The sequence below is a fragment of the Pseudoclavibacter sp. 8L genome (assembly GCF_902506465.1).
GTDB lineage: Bacteria > Actinomycetota > Actinomycetes > Actinomycetales > Microbacteriaceae > Pseudoclavibacter.
In genome coordinates this window covers 1-16,820 of sequence record NZ_LR733191.1, presented here as the reverse complement: position 1 = coordinate 16,820, position 16,820 = coordinate 1, and the positions used below count along the sequence as shown (strand labels likewise).

The following is a 16,820-nucleotide window of genomic DNA, read 5'->3' as shown; positions in this document are numbered from 1 at the left end:
GATCGCCCGGACGGTCGTCAGCTGGGGCTGTGACGACCGTCCGGGCGATCTCGTTCGGACCGAGAGCGGCTACTCGCTCGTCACGCGTCCGCGGCGCTTCTTGATGAGGAACGCCGCTCCGGTGCCAGCGAGCACGACCCCGAGGAGGGCGAGGAAGCCGGCGAGGCTGCCGTCGACGCCCGTCGTTGCGAGGTCGCCGTCCTGGCCGCCGGCGTCGGATCCGCCGTTCCCGGACCCGTCACCGCCGCCGTTGCCGGGGCTCGACGTCGGCGCCGTGGTCCCGGTACCGTCCGTGGAGGTCGGCTGCGGTGTGGGCTCCGCAGTGCCCGTCGGATTCGGCTCAGCGATGCTCTCGACCGCGCTGTTCAGCGTGACCGGGCCGACGAGGCCGGCCGGGATGAGACCGGAACCGCCGTGCACGCTGTTGTACGCCTGGTACTTCACGTTGGCGACCGGGTCGCTGTTGTACAGCTCCTTGAGGCCTTCGCGGCGGTTGCTCTGCACGGGCTGCACGTCGATCTCGATGACATTGGAGCCGTTCACGAGCGCCGGCGCGATGTCGACCTCGTACGGCGCGGCGTACAGCTGCGTCACGAGCTCGTGCTCGGTGCCGGGGTTCACGCGAACTGTCGCCGCGTTGTTCACGGTGCCGAGGTTCAGCACCGCACCGCCCTCGAGGAGGTCGGCCGCATCCGGGATCTCGACCGTGGTTCGGTACGTTCCCGAATCGGTGACGTACCGCAGCTCGTTGCCGAGGAACCCGTCGGCGCTCCAGTCGCCGAGGACCTCGCCCGTGTACTCGGACGTGCTCGGCTCACCCGGTGCGTTCGTGCCCAGGTTGTCGGCCGTGACCTCGAGCGAGAAGGCACCGAGCTGGTGGCCGACACCGCGCTCGGTCGTGTCGATCGACGAGGGGGTCCCGTCGGAGATCGCAGAATCGGCGATGCCGGTGCCTGCTGGCTCGCAGAGCAGGACAACCGCTCCGCTCGCGTCGAGCGTCGCCGAGACGACGTTGCCGTCGACCTCCGCGTCGAAGATCTCGCCCGTCTCGGGGTCGAGCCACCAGCAGGAGTCGAGGTCGTCGGCGACCGTCAGGCTGACCCCCGTTGCCGCCTCCGCGGAGGTGTTGCGCACGTACGCGAGTTCGCCTCCGGTCGAGAGCGTGCGGCGCCCGAAGCGGATGTCCGCGTTCTCCTCGTAGGAGATGGGTGCGTCGACCGAGGCCGCGAGTGCCGCGGGGACGGCGGCTGCCTCGATGGCACCGCCCATGGCGGCGGCGATGTCGGACACCTGCGCATCCAGTGCCGCGTACTCGCCGCCCGCGTAGCCGGGCTGCGCGGCGGGAGCCGAATCGACGAAGACGATCGGCGCACCCGCGTTCTTGAGCTTCTGCAGCGCCTGCATCGTCTCGAGAGGCACGGTGCCGCTCTCGACGAGCATGGCGTCGAAGGATGCGTTGCCGCCGTTCGCGACGAGCTGGGAGCCGTCCCAGCTCAGGCCCGTCTGGATGGTGTCGTCGTTGATGGCATCCCACGCCCAGCCGTTGGCCTGGGCCGTGGTGACGGATGCGAGCGGCGTGGAGCCGCCGCCGAAGCCGCCGCCGCTCGCCAGCGCCCCGAAGAGCGGCATGTAGATCGCCACGTCGCTGCTGTTCTTGCCCGACTGCATGACGTAGTTGGCGCGCGACGCGTAGTCGTTCATCGACGCGTAGTAGTCGGCGATGCCAGCCGTGTCGGCCATCTCGACGCCGATCGTGGGCCAGGCGCGCCAGCCCTCCTCGGCGAAGAGGTTGTCGTCGGACGTGAAGGCGGGGTCGTCGTTGCCGCTGTAGGTTGCGCTGAGCCCGTGGTAGAAGAAGTTGTTCACACCGCTCGTGGCCATGAGGTCGTAGCCCTGCTTCATGAACTCCGGCGTGATCTGGAACGGCACCGAGCCCAGCGTGAAGACCTCCGAGGTGACGAGGTTCTTGCCGTAGAGGTGTGCTCCGGATGCCACGCGCTTCAGCTGGTACTCGTCGAGGCCCTCGGTCTCGGGGATGTCGACGTACTGCGACGACTTCAGGGTGTCGATGGGCGGGTTGTACGCCTGCTGGCGGTAGTCGATGCCGTACTCGCCGAGGGTGCTCGAGAACGCCTCGAGGCCCTGGAGGAACGAGTCGTTGAGGAGCACTCCGTAGTCGTGCACGATGCGCTGCGACTCCTCTTCGCTGAGGTTGCTGGCGAGCAGCGGCATTCCGCTGCCGCCGCCGAAGCGGCTGACCTCCGGTGTCTGCAGTCCGAGAGCTGCGTACTCCGGCTTGACCGTGGGGGTTCCGTCGATGAGGAACGAGTCCTGGTAGATGGAGTAGAGGGAGGGGAGGTACGGCGTGATGTCGTAGCCGAGCAGCTCCTGCGACTCCGCCGCGGCCTGGATGAGGTCGTTGTAGTGGCGGTCGGTGTAGAACTCGTAGCTGTCGTTGAAGGCGGCGCGGATGTCGCGCGACTCGACGATGTCGTTCAGCGCGGCTTCGCCGAGCCAGCCGTTGACGAGCTTCGTGATCGCGACGGGGTTGAGGTGGTCGACGACGTAGTTGCGCTTGTCTGTCGTCGTGTTCTCGATGATCGAGTTGAAGCCGTACGCGCCCGTCGTGGCGCTGTAGAGCGCGACGATCTCGTAGTCGCCCGCCGCGAGGGTCGAAGTGTCGACGCCGAAGGTCGTCTGCCCGTCGCTCGGGTAGGAGAGCTGCGCGGCATCGAGGTCGAGCACCGATTGCTGCTCGTAGGTCTTGACCGAGCTGAAGTCGGAGGTGAGGGTCTGGTTGGCCGTCGTCAGGTCAGCGCCCTGGCCCGTGATCGGGGCGAGCATGACGGAGTTCAGGTGCGCGTTCTCCGGTTTCCACTCGCCGAACTCGAAGCCGAACTTCTCCGAGGCGAAGAACGGGCTGACCTCTGCCTTGGGGATGCCGAGCGAGAGCTTGCCCGTGCCGGTCGGCACCGAGACGTCACCGGACACGAGGGTGAGCGCGCCGGCCGCATCCACCCGAACGGTGGCCCGGCCCAGCGCCATCGTGTTCTGGCTGTCCTCGAGGTCGATGGAGTCGTCGCTTGCGAGGTAGCCGCTGCCGATGTTGAGGTCGACGGTGATGCCGAGCTCGTTGGCGCGGGCGATGACTGCGTCGAGTTTCGCGAAGTACTCGGGCGACTCGTAGCCGAGCACGGCCTCCGTGTCGTAGCCGGGGGCGGCGTCGTAGATCGAGCCGCCGTTGCCGCCGTTGCCCGCGATGCCCTCCTCGGTCAGGAACCCCTTCGAGAAGGCCACGATCTCGACGGCGCCGAAGCCGTTCTCGTGCAGGTAGTCGACCTGAGCGAGCAGGTCCTCCTGGCTGGCCGCGTTGCCGGGCCACCACCAGCGCACGCCTGGGCGGAAGTCGACTCCTGGCTCTGCGAACTCGGTGGGGTCGATGGCGCTGGTGGTCGTGGTGTGCTCGTCGCCGACGGCTGGGCCGGCTACGGCGAGCGTGCAGGCGACGGTGAGCGCTGCGCCGAGCGCAACGGCTCGTCGCCCTCGTCTTCGTGGATCGTTCATCTTGTGACCTCTCTGGCATCTTTGCCAACGACGGGGTGTGAACTGCCGCGCCAGCTCGTGAGGTCCGAGGGCGCGAGTGAGACCGGATTCGGGGAGTTGAATCGATTCAGTCGCGAACCTAACACGTGTTAGACAATCTCGGCAAGGGAGAATGGTCGCCATGTCCTCAGGAGCAGCCGCCGATCCCGTCCCGCGGTTCTCGCAGAGGGACGTCACCCCGCATCCGAGGCGCGACCAGATTCTGGATGCGGCCATGCGGGTCTTCACGGTCAAGGGATTCAACGCGGCATCGATCCGCGAGATCGCCGTCGAAGCTGGCATGTCCCACACGGGAGTGCTCCACCACTTCCCCGACAAGGCGGTGCTGCTCGAGACGCTCCTCGAGCGCCGTGGCCAGCGCGCCGCCGCGGAGGTCGGCCTCGACTTCTCCACCGGGCTCTCGTACCTGCGCGGACTCCTGGCGCTCGCGGAACGCGACGTTGCGAAGCCGGACGGGGTCCTGATGTTCAGCATCGTGTCCGCGGAGGCGTTGGCTCCGACGCATCCAGCACACGCCTCGATCGCGCGGTGGTACGAGTTCCTCCGGTCGACGGCGTTCGACGCGCTCACAGATCTGCAGGAGAAGGGGCTCTACGCTCGCGCTGACGTACCCGTCGAACTCGCCGCCGTCCAGATCGCCGGCCTCAGGGCCGGGCTGACGCAGCAGTGGCTCCTGGCGCCCGAAGTGGATGCGGCCGCAGCGTTCCGCGTGCAGCTGCAGTCGTACGTGAGCGAGCCGCTGTAAGGCAGGAACCGCGCCAGGAATCGGCGAGCTCGTGCAACGAAAGCGGCCCCTGCATCCACACGATCATGGAAGCAGGGGCCGCGTTCTGGGCCGAACTACTCGCTCGTCACGCGTCCGCGGCGCTTCCTGATGAGGAACGCCGCCCCGGTGCCAGCGAGCGCCACCCCGAGGAGCGCGAGGAAGCCGGCGAGGCTGCCGTCGACGCCCGTCGTGGCGAGGTCGCCGTCCTGGCCACCAGCATCCGAGTCGCCGTTGCCCGAACCGCTGCCACCGTTGCCCGGTGCCGAGGTCGGCGCCGTGGTCCCGGTGCCATCGGTCGAGGTCGGCTGCGGCTCGCCGGTCGGCTGCGGGGTGGCCGTCGCCGTCGGTGCCTCGAACGCGACCGTGTCGCGGTACGGCGTCAACGTGACCGGGCCCATGAGGCCGGTCCGCTGCTGCTCCGCGGTCTGGTAGTTCGAGTCGCCGGTCGCTTTGACGGCATTGAACATCGTCGTGGCAACCCGAACCTCGATGCGGTTCTCGCCCGGCTCCAGCTGGTGGCCGAGGTCGATGCGTGCCCGGTCGGCCTGGTTCACGACGACCTGCACGCCGTTCACCCAGACCTGGGCAGTATCGAGCACGTCACCGAGGCTGAGGTAGGCGCCATCCGATTCCGTCCAGGCCTCCGGAAGCGTGACGGTCGTCGAGTACGTGCCGAGCCCGGATGCGTTGCTCAGGTCGACCTCGCCGGTCACCTCTCGCCACGACGGCAGCTTCCCGTCGGCGTCGGCCGTGATGTCGATGGCTGGCTGGTCGACCTTCTCGGTTTTGGATGCGGTCATTCCCGTCGCATCGGGCGCCGGGCCCCACGTCTGGGCGGCGAGCGACCAGGTGCTCAGTCCCTGCGGAGCCGCCAGGCCGGTCACGTCGGTCGTGGTCGACGAGCCGTCGCTGAACTCCGTCCCGAACGTGCCATCGCCGGTCGCGCGCACCGAGATGCTGCCGTCAGCTGCCGGTGCCAGCACATCAGCATCGCTGGACACCGCGTGCACGGCGGATCCGTCGTCGTCGACGAGGGCGAAGATCGCCGTGTCGTGAGCGGCGACGTCGACGGAGACCGTGACGCTGTCACCATCCTGCGTGAACTCGCCGACCGGCGTCACCTCTCCAGACCAGGGGTCGAGCTGGTAGGGGCGGCCGGTGCCCGCGAGGGTCAGCGACTGCTGGACAGCCTCGCCGGACCGGTTGTACACGAAGTCGTACGTGACGCCTTCTGCCGCGCGACGGACGAAGCCGAGTGCTGAGCCCTGGTCGCTCGGGGACACGGCGGGCGCGATCGAGTCGCTGCTGAGGGCAGAGGGCAGCTCCGCCTCGGTGCCGAGCTGCGTGACGCTCGGCTGCGCGAGGAGTTCCGCGACGACCGTCGCCAGCTCCTCAGCTCCCGGCTCAGCGCCCGTCAGCTCGCTCGGCGCCTGGCCGACGACATACACGCGGAGCCCCTGCTTCGCGAGGTTACGCAGCGAGCGTGCCCCGTCGAGGGAGATCGTGCGCTGCTCGTTGAGGACAACCGCCTTGTAGGCGGAACGGTCGCCGAACAGGCCGCCGTCCGCATCAGCTGCCAGTCCTTCTTCCGCGAGGAACTGGGGCGCGAAGTAGTCGTAGGTGTACCCGGCGGATGAGGTCGCGGAGTCGGTGCCGAGCATGTGCTGCTCTGCCTGCTGTCCGCTCACCGACGAGCCCTTGAGGCCCAGGTCCTCGTAGTAAACGCCGAGGTCGAGCTTCGCCTGGCCTTCGCGCAGCACGTACTGCGTGCGGGCGAGGGCGTCGTTGACCCCCGTCATGTCCTCCCAGTTGGCCTGGCGGGGTCCGAAGACATCGTTCACGTTGAGCGCGCCGAAGATGTCCCACGGCTGGTAGCCGGGCCAGGTGCCGCCATCGCGGCCCGCTGTGCCCACACCCGCAGGTGCATCCGGGTAGGCGAAGCCATGCCAGACCAGCTGATTCACACCACCCGCGTAGCTCTTGTAGACGCTGTCGAGGAGACCCTGCGAGTACTTGCCGCCGAGCACCGAGCCCTCGCCGCTGTCGGAGAACTGACCACCGATGTTCGGGCCGGCCATGCCGGAGCGGTAGCCGCCGAAGAACACGGCGCAGCACTCGACCGAGACGGTGTCCTTGCCGGCCAGGTGGGCGCCACCGCTGACGACGCGGTAGTTCTGCTCAGCGCCGAGCGGGTTCGGGCTGCCGAAGTTCAGCGACTCGCCCTCGGGGATGCCTGATGCGGAGGAAGCGTGCGACGTGGAGGTGGGCAGGCCGTACGCCTGGACTCGGAAGTCGAGGCCATGCGTCTGGGCCCAGGACTGCATGGGGGTCACGTACTCGTCGACGAACAGGTCGCTGACGGTCTCGCGGTAGTCTTCGCGGGCTTTCTCGCCGACCTCTCCGATCTCGAATGCCGCCTCGTGCGAGCCCTGGATGCCGATACCTGCGAGTGCGGGCAGTACCTCCGTGGCGTCGTAGCCGCGGCGCTCCTCGAACTGGTCGAGGAAGCTCCAGGTCCACTTCTGCGACTCGCCGAGCTCGAGGGAGTCCTCGAAGATGGCGCCGCCTCCGACCTTGTCGAGGTTCGCCTTCACGGCGTCGGTGAGGATGTTCTCGTCCCAGAAGTCGGCCTGGATGTCGACGCCGCCCCTGCCGAGGTGATCCACCACATAGTTCGGCTGTGTCGCCGTGTAGCCTCCGCGCTGTCCGACCAGACCGGATGCGGTCTGCTGGAAGTCGATGATCACCCAGCGTGCGCCGTCGGCTGGGAACGTGTAGTCGAGCTGGCCATCGACGACCTTGTCGGTCACGTCGGCGATCGATCCCGGCACGAGTGCGGCGGGCCCCTCGCTGCCGGGGGCGCATTCGGCTTCGCACTGTGCGATCACGGTGCGGAGGCGCGTGGTCTCCGCGACGTTCACGAGGGGCGCATCGACAGCGTGATCGCCGGAGATCGGCGTCACGGTGAGCATTCCGGTTGCGCCGAGGCGGTCGCCGACGGCAGTGACGGTGACGGTCTCGGACGTTCCCTCTGCCCCGAGCGTCACGACGTCGCCGATCGCGAAGCCGCCGAGGCTCGCGACGGTCAGGGCCGTCTGGCCTGAGGTCGCTCCCTCGGCGAGCTTCGTCGCGACCGAGGGTGGTGCTGTCAGGGGCGAGGGGAGGGCGCCGGTGACGGCCTCGCCTGCTGCGTGAGCTGACCAGCCGAAGACGAGCTGCTGCTCCGCCTCCGGCTGGTTGAAGCTGTTCAGCGTCGGCACGGTCGGCGGGTAGTGCGGCCCGAGGTTCTGGTCGACGATGAGGCCCAGCTCGGCGGCCTTCTCGGTGATGACCTCCATCTTGTGTGCCCACGCGGGGGTGCCCCAGCCATACTCGGCCAGGAACGCGTTGCTCTGGTTTCCTTCGCCAGCGACGATGAACGGAGCGACCTCGACACCGCCGGCGCCGGAGGCGGCGATCTGGTCGAGCTGTTCGCGCAGCACGCTGTCCTCCGTGTAGGCCAATGGCATCCACCACCGGAACATCGGCCGAACGGCTGAGGGCGGGTCAGCGAAGGCGGCGGTGTCGATGACGGGAACCGCGGCCGTGGGGGGTGTCGGGTCGGCCGTTGCCGGAGTGGCGAGCAGTGGGCTGAGGAGGACGGACAGGCTCGCTGCCGTGGCGATGGCGACGGTGCGCCGCCTTCGACCTCGTCTTGGTTGGGTCACGGAGTGTTCCTCTCCCTGCGCTCGGCAGGATTCGAGTGGGGCGATTGGAAAGTGAAACGATTCATAACTGGGCCGGAAGAACCCCGCTCCCTCGACTGCTCGAGGAAGCGGGGGTGACGGACTCAGGCTTGGATGACGGCTCCGCCGTCGGCGTTGAAGTTCTGGCCGGTGATCCAGCGGCTGTCGTCGCTGGCGAGGAAGATCAGGACCGGGGCGATGTCCGTCGCTGGGTCGCCGAACCTGCCAAGCGGGTTCACGGACATCTGCTGCTTCACGAACTCCGAGTACTCGGGCGCGAGGCCGTGCAGGATCGTGTCAGTGAGTGCAACCGGCGCGAGCGTGTTCACGCGGATGCCACTCGCCCCGAGCTCTCGGGCCGCCACCATGGAGAGGCCGCGGATCGCCGCCTTGTCGGGAACGTAGGACGCGTAGCCCTCCATCCCGGTCTCGTACACGCCGGAGACCAGATTGATGATGGAAGCTGTCCCCTCCGTCCTGCACATGTGCGGATGGCAGAGCTGCATGAGGCGCCACACGGCGACCACGCCGACCTCGAACGCGGTGCGAAGCGACGAGACGTCCTGCTCCAGGAACGGCGTGAGTTCAGCTTCGAAGTTGGCGTTGTTGACCAGCACGTCGATGCGGCCGAAGCGTTCGACGGTTCGCGCGACGTAGCGCTCGAGGTGCTCCACGTCGGTCACGTCGCAGACCACGCCGAGCACCTCTGCCCCTTCGGCTTCGCAGAGCGCCACGGTCTCGCGCAGTGCGGCCTCGCTCCGCGCTGAGATCGAGAGCTTCGCTCCGGCCTTCGCCAGCTCGATCGCGTTCTGCTTGCCGAGCCCCTTGCTGACGCCCGTCATCATGACGACCCTGCCGTGCAGGCGCCCCTGGTGCTGCGTCGACATCAGATCGTCTCCCCGGCGTCGGCGAGGAGCGTGCTGCCGGTCATGATCATCGACAGATCACTCGCGGCGAACAGCACGACGCGCGCGATGTCATCCGGAGTGCCGGTGCGGCCGATCAAGCTGTGGTTCATGACGTCGAGCTCGGGCAGTTCCACGCCGGCGGCCTTCGCGGCTTCCATGCCGGCGGCGGCAGCGGCGATATTGCCCTCGGTCGGCACGTAGCTCGGGGCGACCCCGAGGACGCGGATCCCCAAGGGAGCGAGATCGAGCGCGAGCGACTTCGTGAGTCCGCGTGCCGCGTGCTTCGAACTTGCGTAGGCGGCCATACCGGGGAATCCGACCGTGAACCCCGCCGTCGAGATGACGTTGACGATCACGCCGCCGGAGGTGTTCCCGCTCATGTGCTTCGCCGCCTCGCGGGAGCCGAGGAAGGCGCCTCGGGCGTTCACCGCGAAGACCTGGTCCCACATCTCGACCGGCATGTCGAGGACGGGGGTGTTCGGGAAGATGCCCGCGTTGTTGACCCAGATGTCGATTCCTCCGAGCTCAGCGGCGGCGCGGGCGGCTGCGGCGGAGACGGAGTCCGCGACGCTCACGTCTGCGGCGGCGCCCATGGCGCGGTTGCCGTGCTTGGTGGCGATCTCGTCGGCGGCGGCTGTCGCACGAGCCGCGTCGAGATCGACGATGAGTAGATCTGCACCGGCTTCGGCGAGCCGTTCGCAGATGGCCCGCCCCAGGCCCTGGGCGCCTCCGGTCACGACGGCGCGCCGGCCTCCGAGCGAGATGAGGTCCGAGATCGGGGCGTTCGAGACGTCGGGGAGCGGATGCGGCATGAGACCTCCACGTTGAGTTCAGGCGAGTATTGGCAGAGTATGTCAATACTCCGAACCCGGCAAGGAGCAACAATGTGGACATGAGTGAGACACGTCGGCCCGGGCGACCCGCGTCTGCAGATCCGCGCCAGCTCCGCGTGCAGATGCTGGAGATCATCCTCCGCGAGGGGTATGAGCACGTCACCATGTCGCAGCTCGCCGCCGAGGCGGGCATCAGCCTGCGCACCCTGCATCGGTACTTTCCTGCCAAGGGTGACATCGTCTGGTTGGGTGCCGAGGGTGGGCACGACGCGCTCAGGCGCGAGCTCGACGCGGTCGACCAGGGGTTGGCGCCCCTCCAGGCGCTCGCCGTCGCTGTCGGCAGGGTCTTCGACCTCGAGGTCGAAGAGGAGCCGACCGCACGCCTCCGGCTCCGCGCCATCGCAGCCATGCCCCCAGAGCAGTCTTCGCGCCCGGATGCCTATCTCGGCTGGCGGCAAGAGGTCGCCGTGTTCCTGGCGCGCAGGGCCGGACTGCATCCGGACGGCCTTGTTGCGCGTGCTGCGAGCGCGGCCGTGCAGGCCGCCATGGCCGAGGCGCTCTCCTGGTGGGCGACTGAGGCGAGCGCAGATGAGGCCGCCCACACTGCCGTCGAGCGAGCTTTCCAGGGGTTGGAGGGGTTGTTGGGGCCAGCTTCCGAGGGGCGTGGCGCACCCTCCGGTAACAACTCTGCATCCTTGGCTTGACGTTTTCTGCGAGCGTCGCGTAGTGTCGCATCCAGTCGCTTGAAACGATTCACAAAGTCCGTGAAACAGCAGGCAGGCTCACGCCGCTCACCACCGAGCACCCCTCAACACCCCCGCAATACTCAACGAAGAGAACGGAGCCACCGTGACGAGTTCGCAAGTCGTACTCGAGCTGCGCGATGTGCAGAAGTCATTCGGATCCGTCGTCGCACTCCGATCCGGCACGATCGCCGTCGAATCCGGATCCATCCACGCACTCGTGGGTGAGAACGGCGCCGGCAAGTCCACGCTCGTCAAGATCGTCGCTGGCCTCTACCAGCGCGACGCCGGCACCTTCCAGCTCGGCGGCGAAGACGTCAACTTCACATCCACGGCCCAGTCGAAGGCCGCGGGCGTCGCGGTCATCTACCAGGAGCCGACGCTCTTCCCCGACCTCTCGGTCACCGAGAACATCTTCATGGGCCGCCAGCCCACGAACCGCTTCGGCCGCATCAACCGCTCGGCGATGCGCGACGAGGCGAAGGCGCTGTTCGCCAGACTCGGCGTGAACATCGACCCCGACCGTCCGGCCGAAGGCCTCTCCATCGCCGACCAGCAGGTCATCGAGATCGCCAAGGCAGTCTCGCTCAACGCGCGAGTGCTCATCATGGACGAGCCGACCGCAGCCCTCTCCGGCGTCGAGGTCGACCGACTCTTCGCCATCGCCCGCAGCCTGCGCGACGAGGGCCGAGGGCTCATGTTCATCTCCCACCGCTTCGACGAGGTCTTCGCCCTCTGCGACAAGGTCACCGTCATGCGCGACGGCAGCTACATCGCGACGAACCTCATCAGCGAGACGACCGTGGATGCGCTCGTGCAGCAGATGGTCGGACGCGAGGTCACCGAGCTGTTCCCGAAGCAGGAAGCCGTCATCGGCGAGCCAGTGCTCGTCGTCGAGGACCTCGAGAGCCCCGGCGTCTTCCACGACATCAACTTCACCGTCCGCTCCGGCGAGATCGTCGGGCTCGCCGGCCTCGTCGGCGCCGGCCGCAGCGAGGTCGCCCGCGCCGTGTTCGGGGTCGACAAGTACAAGTCGGGTCGCGTCAGCGTCGAGGGCAAGGTCGTCAAGCCGGGCTCGCCCGTCGCCGCCATGCAGGCCGGCCTCGCGCTCATCCCAGAAGACCGCCGCAAGCAGGGCCTCGTCGTCGACTCCGGAGTCGGCGAGAACATCACAAGCGTCATCCTGAACCAGCTCACGAAGCTCGGCGTCATCAGCGGCCGCAAGCAGCACGACGACGCCCGCACCTGGGCGACCAAGCTCGAAGTGAAGGCGCAGGCGCTCGACACGATCGCCGGCACCCTCTCCGGCGGCAACCAGCAGAAGGTCGTCATCGCCAAGTGGCTCGCGACGAACCCCAAGCTGCTCATCATCGATGAGCCGACACGAGGAATCGACGTCGGCACCAAGTCAGAAGTGCACCGCCTGCTCTCCGAGCTCGCGGGCACCGGAATGGGAATCCTCATGATCTCCTCGGAGCTCCCAGAGGTCCTCGGCATGGCAGACCGCGTGCTCGTCATGCACGAAGGCCGCATCGCCCAGGAAATCGACCGCAGCCAGGCGACCAGCGAAAGCGTCATGCGCGCCGCGACCGGCGCAGTGACGGTGGTGCTCTGATGACCACGACCACCACCCAGGGGCCGCACCCCACCGCCGGCGCGCCCATGCCGCCCAAGAAGGCCATCCGCTTCGGCAACTTCGGCAAGGCCCGCGAGCTCGGCATCCTCCTCGCCCTCGCGGTCGTCCTCATCGTCGCGACCATCACCAACCCGAACTTCCTCTTCAGCCCCGACGGCTGGCGAGACCTGTTCCTCACGCCGTCCATCCTGCTGCTCGTCGCAGTCGGCCAGGCGATCGTGCTCATCACCCGCAACGTCGACCTGTCGGTCGGCTCCGTGATCGGCCTCACCGCCTTCCTCACGGGCCGCCTGTTCATCGACTACCCGGGCATCCCTATCCCCGTCGTCGTCGTCGCGGCAGTGCTGTTCGGCGCGATCCTCGGCTTCGTCAACGGCGCACTCGTCGCCTACGTGCGAGTGCCGGCCATGGTGATCACGCTGGGCACGCTCTACGCGTACCGCGGCATCAACGTCATGTGGGCCGGCTCGAGCCGCATCAACGCGAGCGACATGCCCCGCGACTTCCTCGCACTCGGCACGGGTCAGATCCTGACCATCCCGATCCTCACGATCATCGCCGTCATCGTGCTCGCCATCGCCGCCTGGGTCATGAAGAACACGCGAGCGGGCCGCGAGTTCTACGCCATCGGCTCCGACCCGGACGCCGCGAAGCTCTACGGGCTCCCCGACGTGCGCCGCGTGCTCACCGCGTTCGTGCTCTCGGGCGCACTCGCCGGCCTCGCCGGTGTCTTCTACGCCGCCCGCTACGGCACGGTCAGCTCGCAGGCCGGTGCCGGTTGGGAACTGGATGCGGTCGGAGCTGCCGTCATCGGAGGCGTCGCCATCACCGGCGGCGTCGGAACCCTGTGGGGCGCCGCCATCGGCGCGATGCTCCTCATGACCATCAACCGAGTGCTCCCGCTCGTCGGCATCCCGGACTTCTGGCAGCGCGCCGTCGTCGGTGTGCTCATCCTCGCCGCGATCGTCCTCGACCGCGTCCTCGCCATCCGCCAATCCCGCAAGCTCGTCGAAGCGAGGGAGGAATCATGACCGCTCTCACGACCCCAACGTCGTCCGCTGCAACGCAGCGCACCATCGAGAACTACTCGCAGCCAGCCTGGCGTCGGATGCTGTTCACCCGCGAGATGGCGATCGTCGCCCTCCTCGTCGTCGTGTGCGTCGTCTCGATGTCCGCGGTCAAGGGCTTCTCGCAGCCCATCACCATCACGTACCTGCTCATGGACGTCGCCGCGGTGCTCATCATCGCCCTGCCGATGACGCTCATCATGATCACGGGCGAGATCGACCTTTCGGTCGGCTCCATGGTCGGCCTCTCGAGCGTCACAACGGGTGCCCTCTACCAGGCCGGGGTGCCGTTCGAGCTCGCCGCCCTCGCCGCCCTCATCGTCGGCGTCGTCGGCGGAGCCTTCAACGGCTTCCTCGTCACGAAGGTCGGCCTGCCGTCGCTCGCCGTCACGATCGGTACCCTCGCGCTCTTCCGCGGCATCGCGGTCGGCGTGCTCGGCACCGCCGCGGTCACCTCGTTCCCCGAGTTCTGGACGGACATCGCGAAGGCCAAGATCGTGGGCACTCCCATTCCGGCCATCATGATCCCGTTCCTCATCCTGCTCGCGATCTTCATCATCGTGCTCCACTACACGCCCTTCGGCCGCGGCGTCTACGCCATCGGCCTCTCGAAGGAAGCCGCCCACTTCTCGGGAGTGCCCGTCGGCCGCACGAAGTTCGTCCTCTTCGTGCTCGCAGGCGGCCTCGCCGCCCTCGCCGGCATCTACTTCACGCTGCGCTACGGCTCAGCGCGAGGCGACAACGCGACCGGCCTCGAACTGCAGGTCATCGCAGCCGTAGTGCTCGGTGGCGTGTCCGTCTTCGGCGGACGCGGCAAGCTCTACGGAGTCGTCGCGGCAGTCCTCCTCATCGGCGTCCTCGCCAGCGCCCTGCGCCTCGCGAACGTCACCTCCGACGTCATCAACATCATCACCGGAGTGCTCCTCGTGGCCTCCGTCGTCGGAGCAAGCCTCCTGCCCAGGATCCGCCGCAAGCGGCCCAAGGCAGAGAAACCGCTGGTCGGTACGACCAGCGGGACAGTTCCCAAGGGCTGATCGCCTCCCAAGAACTGCAGCCCCACCTCAAACCCAACACGCAACACCCCAACCGTCGCCCGGAACACCGAGCGGCTCAGTACCCGAAGGGAACCCCCATGAAGCTCGCAACGAAGCGGCTGAGCGCAGCAGGCGCACTCGCAGTAAGCGCTGCACTCGTGCTCACTGGATGCACCACCGGCGGCGACGACACCGCTGCAGGCGGCGGAGACACCGGCAACCTCACCGTCACCTTCCTCCCGAAGAACCTCGGAAACCCGTACTTCGAGGCGTCCTCCGTCGGCGGCCAGGCAGCCGCCACCGAGTTCGGCGGAACGTTCGCCGAGGTCGGCCCCTCGGAGGCCACCCCCGACGCGCAGGTCAGCTACATCAACACGCTCACGCAGCAGGCCGTCGGCGGCATCGTCATCTCCGCCAACGACCCCGAAGCGATCTGCGACGCCCTCAACGAGGCACGCGACGCCGGCACGAAGGTCGTCACCTTCGACTCCGACACGAACCCCGAGTGCCGCGACCTGTTCGTGAACCAGGCAGACGCTGACGGCATCGCGAAGGCGCAGATCGACCTCATCGCCGAGCAGATCGGCGGATCTGGCGAGATCGCCATCCTCTCCGCCGCGGCCAACGCCACGAACCAGAACGCCTGGATCGAGAAGATGGAAGCGTACGTCGGCACCGAGTACCCCGACATCACCATCGTCGAGACCGTCTACGGCGACGACGACGACCAGACCTCGTTCGACAAGACCGCTGCGCTCCTCCAGACGCACCCGAACCTCAAGGGCATCGTCTCGCCCACGACGGTCGGCATCGCGGCTGCGGCACGCTACATCCAGACCTCTGACTTCAAGGGCAAGGTCGCGGTGACCGGTCTCGGCACGCCGAACCAGATGCGCGAGTTCGTCGAGGACGGCACCGTCACCTCGTTCGCGCTCTGGAACCCGGAAGACCTCGGCTACCTGTCGGCGTTCGCCGCCCAGGCGCTCATCGCCGGAGACATCACCGGCGCCGAGGGTGACACCTTCGAAGCCGGCAAGCTCGGCGAGTACACGGTTGGCGCCGACGGCGTCGTCCTCCTCGGCGACCCCTTCGTCTTCGACAAGGCCAACATCGGCGACTTCAGCTTCTAGGAGCTGAAGGCGGGGCCAGTAGCCCCGCTGAGCTGAACTGCGGACGCCGCGCCGGGACCATCTCCCGGCGCGGCGTTCGCGCATCCCGGCCCAGCTCCCGGCGCGCTCCGCGTCCGCGTCCGCATCCGCGCGGTCCGGTCCGGTCCGGTCCGGCACGGTCAGGGGTCACGAACTCCGGGAACACGAACGCAGATAGGAAGAACCACATGCCAAGAATCGGATTCCAGCTGAAGGTCGCACCTCAGCACATCGACGAGTACGTGCGCCGTCACGCCGAGGTGTGGCCGGAGATGCTCGCCGAGATCGCGGCGGCCGGCCGCCGCAACTACTCCCTGTTCCTCGCCCCGGACGGCACCCTGTTCGGTAGCTACGACGTCGACGACGAGGCGGCCGCGAACGCCTACCTCGCGGCCTCGCCGGTCGCGGCGCGCTGGGAAGCGGACATGTCGCAGTTCTTCGACGGACTCGAGGGCCGCGCCGACCAGGCGGCGTCACCCCTCGTCGAGGTCTTCAACCTCGAAGACCAGCTCGGCGCGTAGCGGTACGTCCCCGCGGGCGCCGTCGCGTCCGCCGGATGGGTCGCTTTCGCCCCGCTCGACGCCGCGTTCGTCGCGGATGGGTCGCTTTCGCCCCGTTCCGCCCCGCTCCGCCCCGCTCCGCTGTCGCGTCCGCCAGGATGGGGCACATTAACCCCGTTCCGCCGCCCCTTCTGCGGCCGATGGGTCACTTTCACCCCGTTTCGGCGCTCGATACGGGGTGAAAGTGACCTAATCAGCGGAGGTCGTGGCGCGGAGGGGTGGCGACCGGGCTGTCCGCCGCGGATGGAGCGCGTTCGCCCGGCTCGGCTGTCGCATCCGCCGCGGCTGCCGCCGATGGGTCACTTTCACCCCGTTCCGCCGTCGTGTCCGCTGCGGATGGGTCGCTTTCGCCCCGTTTTGGCGCTCGTTACGGGGTGAAAGTGACCTAATCAGCGGAGGTCGTGGCGCGGAGGGGTGGCGACCGGGCTGTCCGCCGCGGATGGAGCGCGTTCGCCCGGCTCGGCTGTCGCATCCGCCGCACCTGCCGCGGATGGGTCGTTTTCGCCCGGCTCGACGCCGAGTTCGTCGCGGATGGGGCACCTTCCCCCGGTTTCGCGGCCGCACCCGCACCCGCCGCCGCTGCCGCCGGTGGGTCACTTTCACCCCGTTCCGCCGTCGTGTCCGCTGCGGATAGGTCACTTCCACCCGGTTTTGGCGCTCGATATGGGGTGAAAGTGACCTAGTCGGCGGAGGTCGTGGTGTGGAGGGGTTATCGGCCGGGGCGTTCGTCGCGGATGGGTCACTTTCGCCCCGTTTTGGCGACCGCTACGGGGTTAAAGTGACCTCCTCAGCGGAGG

The 16,820-nt window shown here is 68.0% G+C and carries 11 protein-coding genes; 7 read left to right on the top strand and 4 right to left on the bottom strand.

The window, feature by feature from the left end; translation table 11 throughout:
- Positions 1 to 69 precede the first annotated feature (69 nt).
- On the bottom strand, positions 70 to 3,564 hold the full coding sequence (locus tag GV007_RS16385) for a glycosyl hydrolase (RefSeq protein WP_160074513.1): 3,495 nt from the start codon (positions 3,562 to 3,564) through the stop codon (positions 70 to 72).
- A gap of 160 nt (positions 3,565 to 3,724) precedes the next feature.
- Between GV007_RS16385 and GV007_RS16380 the strand changes: the two genes are divergently transcribed.
- A complete protein-coding gene (locus GV007_RS16380) occupies positions 3,725 to 4,348 on the top strand; it encodes a TetR/AcrR family transcriptional regulator (RefSeq protein WP_160074511.1) in 624 nt (207 codons plus the stop codon).
- Between the two features lie 95 nt (positions 4,349 to 4,443).
- On the opposite strand, the gene GV007_RS16375 is transcribed toward GV007_RS16380, so the two are convergent.
- From GV007_RS16375 to GV007_RS16365, 3 genes are all read right to left on the bottom strand, one after another.
- A complete protein-coding gene (locus GV007_RS16375; RefSeq protein WP_160074509.1) occupies positions 4,444 to 8,076 on the bottom strand; it encodes a glycosyl hydrolase in 3,633 nt (1,210 codons plus the stop codon).
- 122 nt (positions 8,077 to 8,198) lie between these two features.
- Entirely contained in the window at positions 8,199 to 8,981 is a 783-nt protein-coding gene (locus tag GV007_RS16370; protein ID WP_160074507.1) for an SDR family NAD(P)-dependent oxidoreductase, read from the bottom strand.
- Positions 8,981 to 9,814, bottom strand: a complete 834-nt coding sequence (locus GV007_RS16365; protein WP_160074505.1) for an SDR family NAD(P)-dependent oxidoreductase — start codon at positions 9,812 to 9,814, stop codon at positions 8,981 to 8,983. Before GV007_RS16365 ends, GV007_RS16370 begins: the two co-directional genes overlap by 1 nt.
- Positions 9,815 to 9,894: 80 nt before the next feature.
- Here GV007_RS16365 and GV007_RS16360 point away from each other — a divergent pair, with 80 nt between their 5' ends.
- The 6 genes from GV007_RS16360 to GV007_RS16335 all read left to right on the top strand — a co-directional run bounded on the left by GV007_RS16360 (position 9,895) and on the right by GV007_RS16335 (position 15,984).
- The gene (locus GV007_RS16360; RefSeq protein ID WP_160074503.1) at positions 9,895 to 10,539 is read left to right on the top strand and encodes a TetR/AcrR family transcriptional regulator; all 645 of its coding nucleotides are present in this window, start codon (positions 9,895 to 9,897) and stop codon (positions 10,537 to 10,539) included.
- Positions 10,540 to 10,684: 145 nt separating this feature from the next.
- Positions 10,685 to 12,193 (top strand): sugar ABC transporter ATP-binding protein, encoded by a 1,509-nt coding sequence (locus GV007_RS16355; protein ID WP_104307828.1) that lies wholly within the window; start codon positions 10,685 to 10,687, stop codon positions 12,191 to 12,193.
- Positions 12,193 to 13,245, top strand: a complete 1,053-nt coding sequence (locus GV007_RS16350; protein ID WP_160074501.1) for an ABC transporter permease — start codon at positions 12,193 to 12,195, stop codon at positions 13,243 to 13,245. The genes GV007_RS16355 and GV007_RS16350 overlap by 1 nt, the downstream gene beginning before the upstream one ends.
- Positions 13,242 to 14,315, top strand: coding sequence for an ABC transporter permease (locus tag GV007_RS16345; RefSeq protein ID WP_104332712.1), 1,074 nt, complete (start codon positions 13,242 to 13,244; stop codon positions 14,313 to 14,315). The genes GV007_RS16350 and GV007_RS16345 overlap by 4 nt, the downstream gene beginning before the upstream one ends.
- A gap of 98 nt (positions 14,316 to 14,413) precedes the next feature.
- Positions 14,414 to 15,445 carry a rhamnose ABC transporter substrate-binding protein gene (gene rhaS / locus GV007_RS16340; protein ID WP_104300943.1) on the top strand — a complete coding sequence of 344 codons (1,032 nt, stop codon included), beginning with the start codon at positions 14,414 to 14,416 and terminating at the stop codon, positions 15,443 to 15,445.
- Between the two features lie 206 nt (positions 15,446 to 15,651).
- Entirely contained in the window at positions 15,652 to 15,984 is a 333-nt protein-coding gene (locus GV007_RS16335; RefSeq protein ID WP_104244631.1) for an L-rhamnose mutarotase, read from the top strand.
- Positions 15,985 to 16,820: the final 836 nt, after the last annotated feature.